The sequence below is a fragment of the Massilia sp. BKSP1R2A-1 genome (assembly GCF_050586525.1).
Taxonomy (GTDB): Bacteria; Pseudomonadota; Gammaproteobacteria; order Burkholderiales; family Burkholderiaceae_D; genus Telluria.
The window spans coordinates 161,543-179,096 of record NZ_JBOBRE010000006.1 but is presented as its reverse complement, the minus strand read 5'-3'; the positions used below and the strand labels follow the sequence as shown (position 1 = coordinate 179,096).

The window sequence follows — 17,554 nt, the reverse complement described above, 5'->3', positions numbered from 1 at the left end:
GTTTTACACAATTGAACAGGACGGCGGGTCGGATGCGCAAACTGCAACAGTTGGTCACCAGGCAAAGCCGGCATTCAGCTTTTTGATGCATAGCAGCACTTGATAGCGGATAATCGTCCGACAACAACAACGCACCATTCTGGAGCAATCGTGATTTTCGGTTTCCTCAAGTCGCCCAAGATGTCGCCGCGCCTGCACCGTCTGAAGAACTCGACGCTGTTCTCGGCCTTGAGCCCGCTGGAACTGAAGATCGTCGACGGCATGCTGCACGAGCGCCGCTACCTGCCCGACGAGATCGTCTTCGACGAGGGCGAGGAAGGCCAGGCCCTGTACCTCATCATGAGCGGCCGGGTGGTGATCAACAAGCTGCACCAGGGCAGCAACCAGGTCGTGGCCGAGCTCGGGCCGGGCAGCTTCTTCGGCGACCTTGCCCTGCTCGACAACTCGCCGCGCAATGCCCAGGCGCGCGCCGTCGAGCCCTGCGAGATGGCGGTGTTCTTCCGCGCCGACTTCCTCGGCCTGCTGGAAACCGACGCCGTAATCGGCTCCAAGATCTCGCTGGCGCTGGCGCGCCACATCGGCCTGCGCCTGCGCGAATGGATGGGCACCGGCCGGCCCCAGCTGGAAGCCCTATGAACCGCAGCGAGCGCGCCGGGCCGGTCGTCTGGACCGGCATCATCGCGGCCACCTGCGTGCTGCTGCTGGTGGTCCAGCAGATGCTGTGGCTGGCCCTGCCCTTCCTCTTCGGCGGGGTGCTGCACTACATCCTGGTGGGGCCGATGCAGCGCATGGTGCGCGCCGGCTACAGCCGCAACAGCGCCACCCTGCTGGTGTGCCTGCTGTTCTTCGCCTTCCTCGGCCTGGCCCTGACGGCCGCCTTCTCGTGGAGCCGCGGCCCGGAAGAAGAGTCGTGGGAAAAGACGATCGGCCTCTACCTCGACGGCGGGGTCGCCTTCGTGCACAACACCATGACCCTGCTCGAGAAGCGCTTCCCGCTGCTGGCCGAGATGCACCTGACCTCGACCATCAACGGCATCTTCCGCCGCTTCACCGACGACTTCGCCGAGAAGCACCTGGGCGAGATCCTGGTGGCGCTGGCGACCTGGGTGCCTTCGCTGCTGCTGGCGCCTTTCCTGACCTTCTTCTTCCTGCGCGACGGCCTGCGCTTCAAGAAATTCCTGGCGCGCGCGGTGCCGAACGCCTACTTTGAGCGGGCCCTGTACCTGCTGCACGAAGTCGACCAGACCGCGCGCCGCTATTTCGAGGGCCTGCTCAAGCTGACGGTGCTGGATACCGCGGTGCTGGCGCTGGGCCTGTGGACGATCGGCGTGTCGTCGCCGCTGCTGCTCGGCCTGATGTCGGCGGTGCTGGCCTGGGTGCCTTTCGTCGGCTCGGTGGTGGGCTGCGTGCTGGTGGTGATCGTCGCCTCGACCGACGCGCCCAACAATCCCTTCATCGCCTATGGCGCGATCGGGGTGTTCGTGCTGGTGCGCCTGCTGGACGACTTCGTGTTCATGCCCCTGACCCTCGGGCGCAGCATCCGCGTGCATCCGCTGGTGACGGTCCTGATGATCTTCATCGGCGGCGCCCTGGCCGGGGTGGTGGGGCTGATGCTGGTGCTGCCGCTGCTGGGCGTGGTGATGGTGGTGGGCGAGACCCTGGGCCGCCTGGTGACGAATCCGCGCCTGCGCGCGCGGCATCGTTATGCGCTGGAATTGCGCAAGCGCCAGGCGAATCTGGATCTCGATGTGGCGCAGGAGCGGCGCGCCCGGATCACGAACGCGGAGTTGTAGGGTGGACGGGGGAATTTAGTCCAGTGGACTAAATTCCCGTCCGCGCGTTCAACTACACGGTGAGATAACGCGCATCGTCCATTCTTACGCTGGTTGAACGCGCGGACGGCGAAGCCGTGCACCGGTCCACTGGACCGCTGCACCCCTACCGTTTGCTCTTCGGCTTCGTTTTAATCGTGTCAAGAATCGACGGCCTGGCTTTGGACGCCACGACCGCCGCCGGCGCACGCTCGACGCGCACCTGCACCTTGCCGCGCGCATTGCCAGGACCGCGCTTGCCGACCTCGCGCTCGGTCACCGGCGTCCCGCCCGGCACCATGCGCTTGCGGTCCCACTCCGGCCCCGGTTCGACGCCAGCCGGGGGAATCAGGTGGCGCTCGCCAGTACCGATCAGGTCGCCACGGCCCATGCGCTTGAGGCCCTCGCGCAGGATCGGCCAGTTCTCCGGATCGTAGTAGCGCAGGAAGGCCTTGTGCAGCTTGCGGGTCTTGCCGCTTTTTGCCGTCTCGACGACTTCCGAATCTTCCGTCACCTTCGCCAGCGGGTTCTTGCCCGAGTGGTACATGGTGGTCGCCATGGCCATCGGCGTCGGCGTGAAGGTCTGCACCTGGTCGAGCTTGAAGTTGTTCTTCTTCAGCCACAGGGCCAGGTTCAGCATGTCCTCGTCGGTCGAACCCGGGTGGGCCGCGATGAAGTAGGGGATCAGGTACTGTTTCTTGCCCGCTTCCATCGAGAACTTGTCGAACAGGCGCTTGAACTCGTCGTAGGCGCCGATGCCCGGCTTCATCATCTTCGACAGGGTGCCCTGCTCGGTGTGCTCCGGCGCGATCTTCAGGAGCCCGCCCACGTGGTGGGTGACGAGTTCCTTCACGTACTCGGGCGAGCGCACGGCCAGGTCGTAGCGCAGGCCGGAACCGATCAGGATCTTCTTGATGCCCGGGATGGCGCGCGCCTTGCGGTACAGCGAGATCAGCTTGCTGTGGTCGGTGCCCAGGTTGCTGCAGATCGTCGGGTAGACGCAGGACAGGCGGCGGCAGGATTCCTCGATTTTTTTATCCTTGCAGGCCAGGCGGTACATGTTCGCCGTCGGGCCGCCGAGGTCGGTGATCGTGCCGGCAAAGTTCTTGGTCGTGTCGCGGATGAGTTCGATCTCGCGCAGGATCGACGGCTCCGAGCGGCTCTGGATGATGCGGCCTTCGTGCTCGGTGATCGAGCAAAAGGTGCAACCGCCGAAGCAGCCGCGCATGATGTTGACCGAGTAGCGGATCATTTCCCAGGCCGGGATGTGGGCCTTGCCATAGCTCGGGTGCGGCGCGCGCGCGTATGGCAGGTCGTAGACGTTGTCCATCTCGTCCATCGCCAGCGGCAGCGGCGGCGGGTTCAGCCAGACGTCGCGGTCGCCGTGCTGCTGCACCAGCGCGCGCGCATTGCCCGGGTTCGACTCCAGGTGGAACACGCGCGAAGTATGCGCATACATCACCGGGTCTTCGCTCACGGTCTCGAACGACGGCAGGCGCACCACGGTTTTTCTCGCCTTTTCGCGGGCGGCGGCCTGGCGCTCTTCGCGCGTCATGATGATGACCGGCTTGGCCACGGGTTCTGGTGCGGCATTGTCCAGCGCGCACTGCTTCGGGTCTTCCAGCGCCATCGCATACGGGTTCGGCTGCTTGTCGATGCGGCCCGGCACGTCCACGCGGGTGGAGTTGTGCACGGTCCATTCGTCGTCCGGCAGCCAGCCGTTCGGGACCAGGAAGGCGGTGCCGCGCAGGTCGCGGATTTCGCGGATGTTTTCGCCCGCGGCGATGCGGCGCGTCACGTCCACCAGGGCGCGCTCGGCATTGCCGAAGATGAGCATGTCGGCCTTCGACTCGAACAGCACCGAGCGGCGCACCTTGTCCGACCAGTAGTCGTAGTGGGCGATGCGGCGCAGCGAGGCCTCGATGCTGCCGGCGATCACGGGCACGCCCGGGAAGGCTTCGCGGGCGCGCTGGCAATAGACCGTCACGGCGCGGTCGGGGCGCTTGTTCGGCTCGGCGTTCGGGGTGTAGGCGTCGTCGGAGCGGATCTTGCGGTCGGCCGTGTAGCGGTTGACCATCGAGTCCATATTGCCGGCGGTAATGCCCCAGTACAGGTTCGGCTTGCCGAGCGCGCGGAAGGGCTCGACCGAGGTCCAGTCCGGCTGGCTGATGATGCCGACGCGGTAGCCCTGCGCTTCCAGCAGGCGGCCGACCAGCGCCATCCCGAAACTCGGGTGGTCGATGTAGGCGTCGCCGGTGATCAGGATGATGTCGCACGAATCCCACCCGAGCTTGTCCATTTCAGCACGGGACATCGGGAGGAAAGGCGCGCTTGGCGCGCGGCTGGAGCGCTTCGGCACGCTCGCGAAAAGGTTCTGGGGGGCGTTCATTGGCCGGTATTGTACCGGAAAACCGTTTTCCGGTCGTCTGGGCGACCGAAAAATGGCTTAGTTATCAATGACTTGTGGCACTAACGCCGCTTAAATACCCATATTCGACAGGATATTGCCGAGCTCGCGCAGGCCGGTCGAGACGGTCGGGTGGCGTGTATTGAAGCGGGCGGCCAGTTCCTGGGTACGGGAACCGAGGCCATAGGTGTTGTCGTCGAGCTGCTGCTCGGCGCGGCGCTCGAGCGCCCGGTCGATGTCGCCGTCGAGCTGGCGCAGCAGGGTTTCCAGCTCCGGATCGACGTCGTTGGTTTCCTGCAGCTGGCGGTGCAGGGCTTTCAGGCGTGCTTTCAGGTCGGCATCGTGTGCGTTCTGGTTGTCACTCAGCATGTCGTTCTCGCTAGTTGGTGAAGCGGGTATCGAGGTACAGCTTCTCGACCTGCTCGCGCGCCCATGGGGTGCGGCGCAAGAATTTCAGGCTCGACTTGATGCTCGGGTCTTTCTGGAAGCAATTGATATCGATCCTGCGGCCGAGTCCCTCCCAGCCGTAGTGCTCGACGAGGCGGGTCAGTAGGGATTCTAAGGTAATACCGTGAAGGGGTTGAACACTCATCGATGCAGGGCTGGTTGTGATGCTTGGAGGGAGTGTAGCAAACGCCGGCCGCATTGCACGGCCGGCGCATCGAACCGGCTTACTCGCCGCTCAGGCCACGACGCTCCAGCAGCGGCTCTACCCGCGCATCACGGCCGCTGAAGTTGCGGTACATCTGCATCGCATCCAGCGTGCCGCCGCGCGACAGCAGGGTCTTGCGGAAGTGGTCGCCGTTCTTGCGGGTCAGGCCGCCGTTCTCCTTGAACCAGTTGACGGTGTCCGCGTCCAGCTTCTCGGCCCACAGGTAGCCGTAGTAGCCGGCCGAGTAGCCGCCCGAGAAGGTGTGCGAGAAGTACGTGGTGCGGTAGCGCGGCGGGACCAGTGCGAAGTCGACGCCGGCCTGCTTCAGTGCGGCCGCTTCAAACGCCAGCACGTCGGTCGGGATCTGGTTCGGCGACAGCTGGTGCCAGGCCTGGTCCAGCAGCGAAGCAGCCAGGTACTCGGTGGTGCGGAAGCCTTCGTTGAACTGCTGCGAGGCCTGGACCTTGTCGAGCAGCTCTTTCGGCATCGCCGCGCCGGTCTGGTAGTGCTTCGCATAGTTGGCCAGCACTTCCGGCCAGGCCATCCACATCTCGTTCACCTGCGAAGGGAACTCGACGTAGTCGCGCGGCACGCGCGATCCCGAGAAGCGCGGGTATTTCACATCCGAGAACATGCCATGCAGGGCGTGGCCGAACTCGTGGAAGGTGGTGCGCACTTCGTCGTAGGTGAGCAGGGTCGGCTCGCCCGCGGCCGGCTTGGCGATGTTCAGGTTGTTGGCGATGACCGGTTTCGTGCCCATCAGTTTCGACTGCGGGACCCAGGCATTGGCCCAGGCGCCGCCACGCTTGTTCGGGCGCGCATACGGGTCGAAGGTGAAGATGGCGAGCTGCTTGCCGTCGACGTCGAACACGTCGAACACGCGCACGTCCTCGACATAACCCGGCAGGTCCTTGCGTTCCTTGAAGGTGATGCCGAATTCCTTGGTGGCGGCGAAGAAGACGCCATCCTGCAGGACGCGGTTCAGTTCGAAGTAGGGGCGCAGCTGGCTGGCATCAAAAGAATACTTCGCGGCGCGCACCTTGTCGCTGTAGAAGCCCCAGTCGTGCGCCGCCGCCTTGAAGCCGCCGCCTTCGGCATCGATCACCTTCTGGATTTCAAGCGCTTCCTTGCGCGCGTTGTTCACGGCCGGCCTGGCGAATTCGGCCAGCAGCCCGTTGACGGCGCCGGTGGTCTTGGCGGTCTGGTCTTCCAGGCTGTAGGCCGCGTGGTTCGGGTAGCCCAGCAGCACGGCGCGTTCGGCGCGCAGCTTGGCCAGCTTCAGGACGACCTCGCGGTTGTCGTATTCACCGCCGCGCGAGCCGCGCGCCAGCGACGCGGCCAGCAGCTTCTCGCGGGTGGCGCGGTTGGTCAGTACGGACAAGCCGGCCTGCTGGGTCGTGTTCACGACCGGGATCACGAACTTGCCGTCCAGGCCGCGCTTCTTGCCTTCCGCGGCCGCGGCGTCGATCTGCTTGTCCGACATGCCGGCCAGCTCGGCGCGGGTGTCGACCACCAGCGCCGAGGCATTCGCTTCGTTCAACACGTTCTGCGCGAACTGGGTCGACAGGGCGGCCAGTTCGCCGTTCATCGCTTTCAGCTTGGCCTTGTCGGCGTCGGACAGCTTGGCGCCGGCGCGCACGAAGTCGGTGTGGTAGCGCTCGATCAGGTACTGCGACTCGGCGTCCAGGCCCAGCTTGCTGCGCTTCTCGTACAGCGACTTGATGCGCGCGTACAGTTTCGGGTTCAGGCGGATCGCATCGTTGTGGGCCGACAGCTTCGGCGCCAGTTCCTTGTCCAGTGCCTGGAGGGTGGGGTTGGTGTAGGAACCCTTCAGGGTGCCGAAGGCGGTGCCGACACGGTTCATCAGCTGGCCAGAGCGCTCCATCGCGACGATGGTGTTCTCGAACGTCGGGGCAGCCTTGTTGTTGGCGATCTTTTCGATCTCCGCGGCTTCCTGGCGCATGGCTTCCGCGAAGGCCGGGGCGAAGTGCTCGTTGCGGATCTTGTCCCAGGCGGGGTACTGGAACGGCAGGGTGCTCGGCTTGGCGAAGGGGTTCGAGGCTTCCAGCATGGAAGCCGGGGCTGCGTAGGCCAGGGTGGAGGCGGCGCCTGCAGCGGCGACCAGCAGGATGTGTGGACGGATCATGGTATCTCTGTCTTGTTGAAGTGGTGCGAAAAATCAGTTTCCGGTCAGGCCGCGGCGTTCCAGCAGCGGTTCGATGACCGGGTCGCGGCCGCGGAAGTCGCGGAACAGGTCCATCGCATCGGCGCTGCCGCCGCGCGAGAGCAGGGTCTTGCGGAAGTGGTCGCCGTTCTTGCGCGACAGGCCGCCGCTCTCGGTGAACCACTGGACCGTGTCGGCGTCCAGCTTCTCGCTCCACAGGTAGGCGTAGTAGCCGGCCGAATAGCCGCCGTTCATCGAGTGCGAGAAATAGGTGGTGCGATAGCGCGGCGGCACCGGCGCGTAGTCCACGCCCGCGTCCTTGAGCGCCCTGGCTTCGAAGGCCAGCACGTCGGTCGGGATCTCGGAAGGTTTCAGCTGGTGCCAGCGCTGGTCGAGCAGCGAAGCGGCCAGGTACTCGGTGGTCATATAGCCCTGGTTGAACTTCTTGGACGCGACCACCTTGTCCAGCAGCTCTTTCGGCATCGGCGCGCCGGTCTGGTGGTGCTTGGCGTAGTTGGCCAGCACTTCAGGCCAGATCGCCCACATCTCGTTGACCTGCGAGGGGTACTCGACGAAGTCGCGCGGCACATTGGTGCCCGAGAAGTGCGGATACTTCACGTTCGAGAACATGCCGTGCAGGGCGTGGCCGAACTCGTGGAAGGCGGTGCGCACCTCGTCGTAGGTGAGCAGGGTCGGCTCGCCCTTTGGCGGCTTCGGGATGTTCAGGTGGTTGCCGACCACCGGGCGCTTGCCCAGCAGGGCAGATTGCGACACGTACTCGTTCATCCAGGCGCCGCCCTGCTTGTTGCCGCGTGCGTAGGGGTCGAAGATGAAGATGGCCAGCTGCTTGCCGTCGTGGTCGAACACGTCGAAGGTGCGCACTTCCGGGTCGTAGACCGGCAGGTCCTTGCGCTCCTTGAAGGTGATGCCGTATTCCCTGGTGGCGGCGAAGAAGACGCCATCCACCAGCACGCGGTTCAACTCGAAATAGGGGCGCAGCTGGTTCTCGTCGAAGTTGTACTTCGCGGCGCGCACCTTGTCCTGGTAGATCGGCCAGTCATACGAGGCGACCTGGAAGCCGCCCTTCTCTTGATCGATCACTTTCTGGATCTCGCCCGCTTCCTTGCGCGCGTTGTTCACGGCGGGTTTGGCCAGTTCCGCCAGCAGCTTGTTGACGGCGGCCGGGTTCTTGGCGGTTTCGAGTTCCTGCGAATAGGCCGCGTAGTTCGGGTAGCCCAGCAGGGTGGCGCGTTCGGCGCGCAGCTTGGCCAGTTTCAGGACCAGGTCGCGCGAATCGAACTCGCCGCCGCGGCTGCCGCGGTTCAGCGAGGCCGCCATCAGGCGTTCGCGGGTCTTGCGATTGGTGAGGCTGGACAGCGCCGGCTGGCTGCTGGTGTTGACGATGGCGATCGCGAACTTGCCCTTGTGGCCGCGCTTGTCCGCTTCCGCGGCGGCGGCACTGATTTCGGCGTCGGAGAAGCCGGCCAGTTCCGCGCGGGTGTCGACGATCAGGGCCGACGCATTGGCTTCCTTCAGCACGCGCTGCGAGAACTCGGACTGCAGCGACGCGATCTCGGCGTTGTACTTCTTGAGCTTGTCCTTGTCGGCGGCGGAGAGATTCGCGCCGGCGCGCACGAATTCCTTGTACACACGCTCGAGCAGGTGCTTCGATTCGGCGTCCAGCTTGAGGGTCGCGCGCTTGGCGTGCAGTGTCTTGATGCGCTGGAACAGCGCCGGATTCAGGTAGATCGCGTCGTTGTGCGCGGCCAGCTTGGGCGACATCTCGCGGTCGACCGCGTCCAGCGCGTCGTTGGTGTTGGCGGTCTGCAGGTTGGAGAACACGCTCGATACCCGCGCCAGCATCTCGCCGGCGCGCTCCATCGCCACGATGGTGTTGTCGAAAGTAGGCGCCGCCTTGTTCCTGGCGATCGCGTCGATCTCGCGCAGGTGCTCGGCCATGCCGGCCGCGTAGGCGGGCAGGAAGTGTTCGTTCTTGATCTTGTCGAAAGCCGGATAGTTCAGCGGCAGGCTGCTGGGCTTGGCGAAGGGGTTCGAGGCGTCCAGAACTGGTGCGGCGATCGCGGTGTGCGCGAGCGCGAGGCTGGCGGCAACGATGAGCAGGTGGGGTCGGTTCATGGGATCTTTCACGGACTCTTGGGAGGGAGCTGCCGGGCATGCCGGGCAGCCGTTGCGCGACGATCATAGCAGGCTGTACGCATGTCGTCACAACAAAAACCGTATGTATGCCGCATAGGCGAGCCAATGTTTCGGCCATGTTTCAGGCATGTAGCGGCATGTATCAAAACCGGCCGTGATAGCATCCGTCCACCATGGATTCACAGCTCTCCTGCTCCTATGACGCCATCGTCGTCGGCACCGGTCCCGGCGGCGCGGCCACGGCGCGCGAGCTGGCGCGCGCGGGCAAGCGCGTGCTGGTACTGGAACAGGGCAGCGCGGCGCCGCTCAAGGGCACCCTGGGCCAGATGGCGACCATGGCCCTCCCGGGCCGCGGCGCCTGGCTGCACCGCGACGCCTCGCTGCTGGTGTCCGGCACCACGCTGGGCGGCAGCTCGGCGCTGAACTTCGCCACCGCCGCGCCGCCGCCGCTGGCGACCTTCGCGGCGCACGGCATCGACCTCGCCCCGGCCCTGGATGCACTGCGCGCCGAACTGCCGCTGGCGCCCTTGCCCGACAAGCTGGTCGGCCCGATGGCGGCGCGCCTGATGGCAGCCGCCCGCGCTGCTGGCTTCGACTGGCGGAAACTGGACAAGATGATCCGCCCGCAGGCCTGCCGCAGCGGTTGCTGGCGCTGCGTCTACGGCTGTCCCTACGGCGCCAAATGGAGCGCGCGCGACTTCGTCGACGAGGCTTGCGGCCATGGCGCCGTGCTGCTCGATCGCAGCCGGGTGCTGCGGGTGCTGATGGAGGACGGCCGTGCAGAGGGTGTCGAGGTGCTGCGCGACGGCGCGCGGCGCCAGGCCAGGGCGCCGCTGGTGGTGCTGGCGGCCGGCGGCATCCAGAGCCCGCGCCTGCTGCACCGAAGCGGCCTGCGGCCGCGTCGTGCGTCCTTCTTCAGCGATCCGGTGGTGGCGGTGATGGGGACCGTCGACGATATCGACGGTGGCGCGGAAGTGCCGATGGCGGCCGGCGCCGGCTTCCCGGCCGAGGGCATCAGCCTGGCCGACCTGACCCTCCCGCGCCCGATGTACCAGGCCTTCGCGCTGCAGGCCGGCCGCCTCGACCGCATCAAGGCGCATGCGCGCACGCTCAGCGTGATGGTGAAGATCCGCGACGATGTCGGCGGCAGCGTCGGCCCGCGCTGGGTCGACAAGCGCCTGACGGGCGGCGACCGTGCGCGTTTCACACGAGGCGTCGCGATGGCGCGCCAGATCCTCGAGCAGGCCGGCGCGCGCCACGTCTTCGCGACCCACCATTTCGCCGCCCATCCGGGCGGCAGCGTGCCGATCGGCGCACCGCATGGTGTCGACAGCGCGCTGCGCGCGGCGCCGGGCCTGCATGTCTGCGACGCCTCGGTGATTCCGGGAGCGTGGGGATTGCCGCCGACCCTGACCCTGCTGTGCCTGGGCAAGCGGCTGGGAGAACTGCTTAGTAGTGAGGCGGCTTCTCGTTGACCGGCCCCTGGCGGGTGGATTGCAGGGTGCGCACGTGGTCGACCAGGGAGGCGACCAGGGCTTCGAGCTGGTCGATGCGGCGTCCCTGGCGGTAGATGGTGTCGTTCAGCGTCTCGACCAGGTCTTCCTGGTGGGCGAGCTTGATTTCGATGTCGACGAAGCGGTCGGTGATGGGGTCTTCCTGGCTCATGGCGTCCTCCCGGCGAACGCCGGCGCAAAGCCGGCATTATGCCAGCCTTGCGCCGCCAGGCGCCGTTCAGGTCGGGGTGCCGATGTATTCGACGCCGTTGTTGATCTCGGCAATCACCTGCGCCTTGTTCTCCGGGCTCTCCGCGAAGAAGGCCATCACCTCGGGGCGCGTGAGCTTGTTCTCGTTCAGGGTCCACATCCAGTGGTCGAAGCCCGCCTTCTCCGGCTCGCGGTGCAGCACGTGCTGGTACAGCAGCGTGACGAAGTGCGAGTTCGACGGATCGTCCTTCAGGTAGAGCTCCTGGTATTCGGGCAGCTGGGTGAAGAATTCCGCGATCTGGGCCAGCGAGAACTTGTCCATGTCGGAGACCCACATCCAGTGCTTCAGTCCACCCGCATCCGGGGCACGGTCGTAGGCGGCCTTGTACAGGCGGTAGATCTGGCCGCTGGCGCCGTCGATGTCCAGGCCGACCATGGTGTCGTTGAACTGGATGCGTTCGACGTTGATCAGGTTGTCCGAGCCGAACTTGCCGGTCTTGTCGGTGACGGTCACGCCGTACACGGTGCGTTCGATCGTGAAGTCGGCGCGCGCGCCGGCGTACACGACGGTGTCGCGTCCCTGGCCGCCGTCGATGGCGGCGTTGCCCTCGGCCGCCGTGAAGCGGTCCATGCCGGTCGTGCCGGTCTTGTTGAGCGGATTGTCGATCGTGAAGATCATCGAGTCGACGGTAGTGGTGGCGTTGTCGGCGATGTCCGACGATGCCGCGCGCACCTCGTAGCTGCCGTTCGGCAGGGCCGGCGAGTCGATCGACCAGGTGCCGTCGGCCTTGACCACGGTGCGGCCGATCTCGGTGACGGTACCGAGGCGCACCAGCTGGATCAGGGTGCCGGCTTCGCCGGTGCCGCTGAAGACCGGCTGGTTACCGCCCTCGGCCAGGGTCGCCTTGGCGGTCGGGCGGATCGGCGCGGTGCCGTCGATGTGGAAGCTGACCGACTCGCTGAACTCGGAGACATTGCCTGCGCCATCAATGGCGGTTGCGCGCACCGAGTAGTTCAGTCCGTTGGCGAATTGCTGCGCCACCACTTGCCAGATGCCGCTTGCGTCGGCCTGGGTCTCGCCCACCAGGCGATCGCCGGCATACACCTTGATCATGGCATTGGCTTCGGCGGTGCCGCTCACCACCGGCTTGCTGAAGGCGTAGCCATTGGCGTTCTTCGACACGCCGATCTTCGGCGCCTGGGGTGCGGTGGTATCGTTGAACAGCTGCGATGCGGCGAAGCGCCCGTCGGAAAATGCCAGCGTCTCGATGCTGGACATGGTGACGATGCCGCTCGCGTGGGTGGCGATCAGTTCGCCGCTCGTGTTCATGCTGAAGGTGTAGGCGCTACGCACGCCGTTGAACACGACGGTGTCGTTGCCCTGTCCACCCAGGATGGTGTCGCTGCCGCCCATGCCGGCGAACATGTCGTCGGCGGCGGTGCCGACCAGGCGGTCCGCGCTGCCGGTGCCGGTAATGTAGCGCGCGCCCGTGGTCGAATTGATGCCGAGCGCGCCGCCCAGGCCGTCACCGCCGTAGAGCCAGTTCAGCGCGGCGATGTCATAGGGGCTGAAGGTCGAGTACGGTCCGCCGATGTCGGTGTACGACATGATCGTGTTGGCGGTGTTGTCCTGGCCTGCGGGCAAGTGGGTGTGATGTTCCTCGTCGGACTCGTGGAAGGGATGGCCCAGGCCGATGGCATGGCCCAGCTCGTGCAGCAGGGTCTGGTAGCCGACGCCGCCCGGGGTCAGGTCGCGGTTATAGCCGAACCATTCCGCGTTATCGAGGTACACATAGGCGTTGGCGGAATAACTGTTCAGCTTATCGCCCGTAAAGGAATAATTGCTGGACCAGCTGCACAGGCCCGTCGTCGATGCGCCGCTGATATCAAGATTGGCCAGGTGAATTTGTGCCGACGTGCCCAGGCTCGTCTCGACAAACTTGATGCCGGTGACCTGCTGCAGGTAATTGAAGGCATAGCGTGCCGCCGACTGCTGCGCCAGCGTGAACGCTTCCTGGCCGGTCCTGCCGCCTTCATTGCCGGATGAAACCGAAAACGTGTAGTAGAGGGTATTCGCCGTGTTGGAAGTCAGGAAGTTCCAGTCTGGACCGGTGTCCAGCAGGGCGTCGATGTGGTTGAGCCCGGACAAGGGGGTGATCGTGATATCGGAAACGGTGGCCATTGCTTGATTGGTAAGAAGTGTTGCGGATGAACTCGCTTGGCGGAAAGTATTTCCTGCGGCACAGATGAAGTCAAATAAGAATTTCAATCGTGCGCATCCGTTAGTTCCCGTTCAAGGCTTATCCGCAACGTCTTTCTTGCCAAATTTACGCTTTGGGCATGCTCAGCAGAGCCTTCAGGTTGGCGAGCCGCTCCTTTGGACTCAGGATTTCAGTTTCCTTGGGCGGGGCATCGCCGACGTCGAGCGCCATCTCCTTGATGAAGCGCGACGGTTCGCAGTGCACCAGTTCGCCGGCGCGCTTGCGCTTCTTGCACCAGGTCAGGCGCAGGGTGCGCTGGGCGCGCGTGATGCCCACGTACATGAGGCGGCGTTCTTCCTGGATGCGGGCCGCGATGATTTCCACCGGCGCGTCCGGGTCGCCCTTGTGCGGCAGGATGCCCTCTTCGACCCCGACCAGGAAGACGTGCGGGTATTCCAGACCCTTGGAGGCGTGCAGGGTCGACATGCGCACGGCATCCTGTTCCTCGTCCGAGCCTTCCAGCATCGACATCAGGGCCACCATCTGGGTCAGTTCCAGCAGATTCTTTTCCTCGCCGTCGCGGTCGCGTCCGCCGCGCCCCCGTTCCTTCAGCCAGTTGGTGAACTCAAGCACGTTCTGCCACTTGGCCTGGGCTGCGCGGTCGTCGAAGTTCTCGTACAGGTAGTGCTCGTAGTTCATCTCCTTCATCATGTCGTCCAGCACCTCGGCCGCGTTGTCGCCGCTGCCGGACGGGCCCGGGCGGGTGGCGCGGTCTTCCAGTTCCAGCATGAAGCGGCAGAAATCGCGCAGCGGCGCCAGCTGGCGCTCGGCCAGCTTGGCTTCCAGGCCGCCCTTGCGCGCGGCCTCGAACAGCGAGCAGTTCCACTGCCTGGAGAATTCGCCCAGCGTCTCCAGCGTGGCCATGCCGACCCCGCGCTTCGGGGTGGTGACGGCGCGGATGAAGGCCGGGTCGTCGTCCTGGTTCGCGATCAGGCGCAGGTAGGCGATGATGTCCTTGATCTCCGCCTTGTCGAAGAAGCTCTGGCCGCCCGACATGGTGTAGGGGATGCGCTCCTTGCGCAGGGCCTGCTCCATCACGCGCGCCTGGTGGTTGCCGCGGTAGAGGATGGCGTAGTCGGTCCACTTGTTCTTGCGCTGGAAATGGTCGGCCGAGATCATGATGGCGACCCGCTCCGCCTCCTGCTCGTCGCTCTGCATGCCCAGCACCTCGATCGGCTCGCCCAGGCCGTGCTCGGACCACAGCGACTTCTCGAACAGCTTCGGATTGTTGCCGATGACGGCGTTGGCCGCCTGCAGGATGCGGGTGGTCGAGCGGTAGTTCTGTTCCAGCTTGATGACGCGCAGGTCGGGGAAGTCGGTCTGCAGGGTCTTGAGGTTTTCCACCGAGGCGCCGCGCCAGGCGTAGATGGCCTGGTCGTCGTCGCCCACGGCCGTGAACATCGGTTTTTTACCCAGGCCCGTCACCAGCAGCTTGACCAGTTCGTATTGGCAGGTGTTGGTGTCCTGGTATTCGTCCATCAGCAGGTAGCGCAGGCGGCGCTGCCAGCGGTCGCGGATCGATTCGTTGTTGCGGAACAGCTCCACCGGCAGGCGGATCAGGTCGTCGAAGTCGACCGCCTGGTAGGCCTGCAGGGTGGCGAGGTAGCTGCGGTAGACGCGTCCGGACATCGCCTCGTCCTCGTCCTTGGCATTCTTGATTGCGTCTTCCGGGTCGACCAGGCCATTCTTCCACAGCGAGATCGCGTTCTGGATGCGGCGGATTTCCTGCTTGTCGGTGGTCAGCGCCAGGTCGGAGACCACGGTGTAGCAGTCGTCGCTGTCCATGATCGAGAACTTGTCCTTCAGGCCGACCCCGGCCGCTTCCTGGCGCAGGATTTTCACGCCCAGGGAGTGGAAGGTGGACACGGTGAGCTGCTTGGCCTGCTTGGGCTGCTTGAGCAGCTTGCCGATCCGCTCCTGCATCTCGAGGGCCGCCTTGTTGGTGAAGGTGAGCGCCGCGATCGTGCGCGGATCGTAGCCGCAGTGCTCGATCATGTAGGCGATCTTCTGCGTGATCACGCGCGTCTTGCCCGAGCCGGCGCCGGCCAGCACCAGGCAAGGGCCGTCGAGATAGAGCACGGCTTCGCTTTGCGGCCCGTTGAGGCCGAATTTGGGTGCGTTGGACATGGGAAAGATTTCTGCAGGATGGCCGGGTATTGTAACGATGAGTTCGACAACGCGCAGGCAAAAGATGGCGTGTGAACGTGTTTGCAACACCGCCCCGGCGCGGCAGGAAGCGGCGCAATCGGGTACCATTTCACCCTTGCGGCGCCGCGCGCCGAGGCTTTTTGGACACCAGCACATGAAATTTGAACATCTCATCCAGATCAACGATCCGATGAACCCGCTGATCGACACCATCTCGATCGAACAGCTGTGGCGCGGACTGGTCCTGCGCGCCGAATCGCCGACCCTGTTCGTACCGCATCTTGACGAGTGCACCATCGGCGAGCGCAGCAGCGGGAGCTTCAAGCGCCGCCTGCGCTACGGCGACCTGGTGATCGACGACGTGGTGCACCTGACGCCGCTGAAGGAAGTGCGCTACGAGGTGCCGGCCCAGGGAGAGATCGCCGCCTCCAGCCTGGTCATGAAGATCGAGGCGCCGACCAGCGCCGTGCTGCTGGTGCGCTTCTGCTACGACGACGGCCAGGGCGAGCACACCGACCCGGCCAATGAAATGTACGACGACTTCAAGCGCTCGGCCTACCAGGAAGCCGACATCGACACCGTGCGCATCCTGCGCCAGCTGGCGGGCGAAGGGAGGCTGGACGCAAGCCTCTTGAATTAAGTAGGGTGGGCGGTCCCCGCCCACGCGTTCAACTACACGTTGACATGTGGCGCATCGTCCGTTTTCACGCTGGCTGAACGCGTGGGCGCGGGAGCGTCCGCGCTACGTCCCCGGCTCGGTATCCGCCGCGTCGACGTCGCTTTCGCCTTTCGTGAGGCACTGGGCCAGGTCGCGCAGCGCCGTGCGCACGCCCTCCTCGATCACCGGGTGGTAGAAGGGCATCTCCAGCATCTGGTCCACCGTCATGCGCATCTGGCAGGCCCAGGACAGGGTGTGGGCCAGGTGCTCGGCGCGCGGCGCGATCATCTCGGCGCCCAGGAAGCGGCGCGAGCCGAATTCGGCGTACACGCGCAGCATCCCCTTGTTCTGCAACATCACCCGGCTGCGGCCCTGGTTCGCAAAGGAAACCGAGCCCACCGCGAACTTGCGCTTGCCGCCTTCGACCAGTGACTTGTAGCTGGCGCCCAGCGTCGCGATGTTCGGCTCGGTGAAGGCCACCGCAATCGGCGTGCGGCGCAGGCCGGGACGCACGTCCGGGTAGCGGCCCGCGTTGTCGCCGGCGATCTTGCCATGGTCGGCCGCGTCGTGCAGCAGCGGACGCTCGTTGTTGGCGTCGCCGGCGATGAAGATGTGGCTGTTCCCGCATTGCATGGTGCGCGCGTCGAAATGGGGGATGCCGTCCTCGCCCCGTTCCAGGCCCGTGTGCTCCAGCCCGATGTCGTGCACGTTGGGGGTGCGCCCGGCCGCCATCAGCACGAACTGGAAGCGCTCGGTCTGCTCCTTGCCGAGGGCGTCGGCAACCGTCAATGCCACCTCGTCGCCTTCCTGCACGGCGCGCACGACCTTGCTCTGGAACTGGATGTCGAGCTCCTCGTTCAGCACGCGGCCGGCGGCGCGCAGCACTTCCGGATCGCTGATGTGGGCGATGCTGCCGCCGCGCGCGAACAGTTTTACGCGCACGCCGAGGCGATGCAAGGCCTGGCCCAGCTCGAGGCCGATCACGCCGGTGCCGATCACGGCGACCGACTTCGGCAGGTCGTCCCAATAGAACACGTCGTCGGAGGTGACGACCCCGGGGCCGACGTTCTCCAGCGCCGGCAGGCGCAGCGGCGTGGAGCCGGTGGCGATCACGATGCGCGCCGCGGTGATCTCGGTATGGTCGTCCACGGTGAGGGTATGCGGGCCTGTGAAGCGCGCGTGGCCGCGCAGCTTGTCCGCTTCGTCGAAGGACTCGACGCTCTCCAGCACGAAGCCGACGAAGCGGTCGCGCTCGCGCCGCACCCGCTCCATCACGGCCGGACCGTCGATGCGGACCTCGCCCGCGTGCACCCCGAAAGGCGCCGAATGCTGCATCGCATGCGCGCTTTCCGCGGCCGCGATCAGGAGCTTGCTGGGCATGCAGCCGACCCGCGCGCAGGTGGTGCCATACACGCCGCTCTCGATCACCACGGTGCGGGCGCCCTGCGCCTTGGCCGCACGATAGGCCGTCATGCCGGCGGTGCCGGTGCCGATGATGGCGACGTCAACAACCAGTTTCTTCATGGTCTTCTCCGCATGTTCATGCCGGAACGATACGCCATTTCCGGCCGGGCTGCTGGCGGCGCAAGCTTG

General features: G+C 65.4%; 13 protein-coding genes. 4 read left to right on the top strand and 9 right to left on the bottom strand.

All coding sequences use genetic code 11. The annotated features are described in order from the left end of the window. Nucleotides 1-150: 150 nt before the first annotated feature. Both ACQ7JA_RS11545 and ACQ7JA_RS11540 read left to right on the top strand, forming a co-directional pair. Nucleotides 151-636 (top strand): cyclic nucleotide-binding domain-containing protein, encoded by a 486-nt coding sequence (locus ACQ7JA_RS11545; protein ID WP_430897736.1) that lies wholly within the window; start codon nucleotides 151-153, stop codon nucleotides 634-636. After that, entirely contained in the window at nucleotides 633-1,793 is a 1,161-nt protein-coding gene (locus ACQ7JA_RS11540; protein WP_430897734.1) for an AI-2E family transporter, read from the top strand. Before ACQ7JA_RS11545 ends, ACQ7JA_RS11540 begins: the two co-directional genes overlap by 4 nt. A gap of 145 nt (nucleotides 1,794-1,938) precedes the next feature. Here the strand turns inward: ACQ7JA_RS11540 and ACQ7JA_RS11535 are convergent, their stop codons facing one another. The 5 genes from ACQ7JA_RS11535 to ACQ7JA_RS11515 all read right to left on the bottom strand — a co-directional run bounded on the left by ACQ7JA_RS11535 (nucleotide 1,939) and on the right by ACQ7JA_RS11515 (nucleotide 9,170). After that, the gene (locus ACQ7JA_RS11535; protein ID WP_430897732.1) at nucleotides 1,939-4,200 is read right to left on the bottom strand and encodes a YgiQ family radical SAM protein; all 2,262 of its coding nucleotides are present in this window, start codon (nucleotides 4,198-4,200) and stop codon (nucleotides 1,939-1,941) included. 90 nt (nucleotides 4,201-4,290) lie between these two features. Continuing rightward, complete coding sequence (locus tag ACQ7JA_RS11530; RefSeq protein WP_430897730.1) at nucleotides 4,291-4,587, bottom strand: DUF4404 family protein; 297 nt, start codon at nucleotides 4,585-4,587, stop codon at nucleotides 4,291-4,293. Nucleotides 4,588-4,597: 10 nt separating this feature from the next. After that, a complete protein-coding gene (locus ACQ7JA_RS11525) occupies nucleotides 4,598-4,810 on the bottom strand; it encodes a VF530 family DNA-binding protein (protein WP_430897728.1) in 213 nt (70 codons plus the stop codon). Between the two features lie 79 nt (nucleotides 4,811-4,889). Next, a complete protein-coding gene (locus tag ACQ7JA_RS11520; protein ID WP_430897727.1) occupies nucleotides 4,890-7,016 on the bottom strand; it encodes a M3 family metallopeptidase in 2,127 nt (708 codons plus the stop codon). A gap of 33 nt (nucleotides 7,017-7,049) precedes the next feature. After that, on the bottom strand, nucleotides 7,050-9,170 hold the full coding sequence (locus tag ACQ7JA_RS11515) for a M3 family metallopeptidase (RefSeq protein WP_430897725.1): 2,121 nt from the start codon (nucleotides 9,168-9,170) through the stop codon (nucleotides 7,050-7,052). A gap of 194 nt (nucleotides 9,171-9,364) precedes the next feature. Here ACQ7JA_RS11515 and ACQ7JA_RS11510 point away from each other — a divergent pair, with 194 nt between their 5' ends. Next, nucleotides 9,365-10,666, top strand: a complete 1,302-nt coding sequence (locus tag ACQ7JA_RS11510) for an FAD-dependent oxidoreductase (RefSeq protein WP_430897723.1) — start codon at nucleotides 9,365-9,367, stop codon at nucleotides 10,664-10,666. On the opposite strand, the gene ACQ7JA_RS11505 is transcribed toward ACQ7JA_RS11510, so the two are convergent. The 3 genes from ACQ7JA_RS11505 to ACQ7JA_RS11495 all read right to left on the bottom strand — a co-directional run bounded on the left by ACQ7JA_RS11505 (nucleotide 10,641) and on the right by ACQ7JA_RS11495 (nucleotide 15,282). Continuing rightward, a complete protein-coding gene (locus ACQ7JA_RS11505; RefSeq protein WP_430897721.1) occupies nucleotides 10,641-10,856 on the bottom strand; it encodes a SlyX family protein in 216 nt (71 codons plus the stop codon). The genes ACQ7JA_RS11510 and ACQ7JA_RS11505 overlap by 26 nt on opposite strands. A gap of 66 nt (nucleotides 10,857-10,922) precedes the next feature. Then, nucleotides 10,923-13,076 (bottom strand): DUF4214 domain-containing protein, encoded by a 2,154-nt coding sequence (locus ACQ7JA_RS11500; protein ID WP_430897719.1) that lies wholly within the window; start codon nucleotides 13,074-13,076, stop codon nucleotides 10,923-10,925. 145 nt (nucleotides 13,077-13,221) lie between these two features. Further along, a complete protein-coding gene (locus tag ACQ7JA_RS11495; protein ID WP_430897717.1) occupies nucleotides 13,222-15,282 on the bottom strand; it encodes a UvrD-helicase domain-containing protein in 2,061 nt (686 codons plus the stop codon). 175 nt (nucleotides 15,283-15,457) lie between these two features. On the opposite strand from ACQ7JA_RS11495, the gene ACQ7JA_RS11490 reads away from it, so the two are divergent. Beyond that, nucleotides 15,458-15,943, top strand: a complete 486-nt coding sequence (locus ACQ7JA_RS11490; protein ID WP_430897715.1) for an SRPBCC family protein — start codon at nucleotides 15,458-15,460, stop codon at nucleotides 15,941-15,943. Between the two features lie 102 nt (nucleotides 15,944-16,045). Here the strand turns inward: ACQ7JA_RS11490 and ACQ7JA_RS11485 are convergent, their stop codons facing one another. Beyond that, nucleotides 16,046-17,485, bottom strand: coding sequence for a dihydrolipoyl dehydrogenase (locus ACQ7JA_RS11485; protein ID WP_430897713.1), 1,440 nt, complete (start codon nucleotides 17,483-17,485; stop codon nucleotides 16,046-16,048). Between the last annotated feature and the right edge of the window lie 69 nt (nucleotides 17,486-17,554).